The sequence below is a fragment of the Mycolicibacterium vinylchloridicum genome (assembly GCF_013404075.1).
Lineage (GTDB): Bacteria > Actinomycetota > Actinomycetes > Mycobacteriales > Mycobacteriaceae > Mycobacterium > Mycobacterium vinylchloridicum.
Genome location: NZ_JACBJQ010000167.1, coordinates 1 through 1,531, shown reverse-complemented (window position 1 = coordinate 1,531; position 1,531 = coordinate 1). Strand labels below are relative to the sequence as shown.

Sequence of the window (1,531 nt, the reverse complement as noted above, 5' to 3'; positions counted from 1 at the left end):
GGGCATCACCGCCTTCTACATGACCCGCGTCATGCTGCTGACGTTCTTCGGCAGAGCGCGGTGGACTGAGAAGGAAGAAGCCACCCACCCCCACGAATCCCCGGCCACCATGACCGCACCGATGATCGTGCTCGCGATCGGCTCCATCGGCGCCGGCGCCCTCCTGGCCATCGGCAACACCCTGCAACACTGGCTCGAACCCGTCACCGGCACCCACGAAACCCACCACCTCATCCCCACCTGGATCACCACCGTCACCGCACTTGGCGTCGTCGCCATCGGCATCGCCGTCGCGTACCGGCAGTACGCGCTGCACAAGGTGCCCGAGACCGCCCCGCTCGACGTCTCGGCCCTCACTGTCGCCGCCCGCAACGACCTCTACGGCGACGCGTTCAACGAGGCGGTGTTCATGCGCAGCGGGCAGGAGCTGACGAAAGGCCTTGTGGTCGTTGATGAGAAGGGCGTCGACGGCGTGACGCAGGGGCTCGCCTACGCGGTCGGCCGGATCTCGGACCGACTACGTCAGCTGCAGACCGGGTTCGCCCGCTCGTATGCGCTGTCCATGCTGGCCGGCACGGCACTGGTGGTTGCCATCGTCCTCTTCACGGCGTGGAGGTGAACACCATGACAACCATCCCCTGGCTGACCATCCTGTGGGCGATCCCCGTCGTCGGTGCGGCGCTGATCATCGTGCTCCCCGCCTCGCTGCGGCAATTCGCCAAATACGCCGGTGTGGCCGTCTCGCTGGCGGTGCTGGCGCTGTCGCTTCTGCTCGCGGTGCGGTTCGATCCGGCGGGTGAGCAGTTCCAGTTCGTCGAAAACCACCCGTGGATACCATCATTCGGCACCGGCTACATCCTCGGCCTCGACGGCATCGCCCTGGCGCTCGTCGTGCTCACCGCCGTCCTGATGCCGCTGCTGCTGATCGCGGGCTGGAACGACGCCGACGACCGGCCCGGGTTGTCCGGCCGGGCGCCGCACAGTTACATCGCGCTGATGCTGGCCGTCGAGGGCATGGTGATGATGTCGCTTGTCGCGCTGGACATCCTGCTGTTCTACGTGTTCTTCGAAGCCATGCTGATCCCGATGTACTTCCTGATCGGCGGCTTCGGCGGCGAAAACAGGTCCAAAGCCGCGGTGAAGTTCTTGCTGTACAACCTGTTCGGCGGGTTGATCATGCTGGCCGCGGTCATCGGACTCTACGTCGTCACCTCGGCCAGCAAGGCGTTCGACGCCGGCACGTTCGACTTCCGGGCCATCGCCGACGCCGTCGCGACCGGGGCGTTTACCATGAACCCCGGCGTCGCCAATGCCCTGTTCCTCGGCTTCATGTTCGCGTTCGCGGTGAAAGCACCGCTGTGGCCGTTCCATCGGTGGCTGCCGGATGCCGCGGTGCAGGCCACACCGGCGTCGGCGGTGTTGATGATGGCGGTGATGGACAAGGTCGGCACGTTCGGGATGCTGCGCTACTGTCTGCCGTTGTTTCCCGACTCGGCAACCTATTTCCGTCCGGTGATCATCGCGCTGGCGG

The 1,531-nt window shown here is 65.8% G+C and carries 1 protein-coding gene and 1 pseudogene; both read left to right on the top strand.

Features of this window, described 5'->3' with window-relative positions:
* A pseudogene (locus HPC46_RS34335) lies at positions 1-619 on the top strand (NADH-quinone oxidoreductase subunit L); the annotation flags it as partial.
* Positions 620-624: 5 nt separating this feature from the next.
* Positions 625-1,531, top strand: a 907-nt coding sequence (locus tag HPC46_RS34330) for an NADH-quinone oxidoreductase subunit M (protein ID WP_179476430.1), incomplete at its 3' end; no start/stop codon positions are given.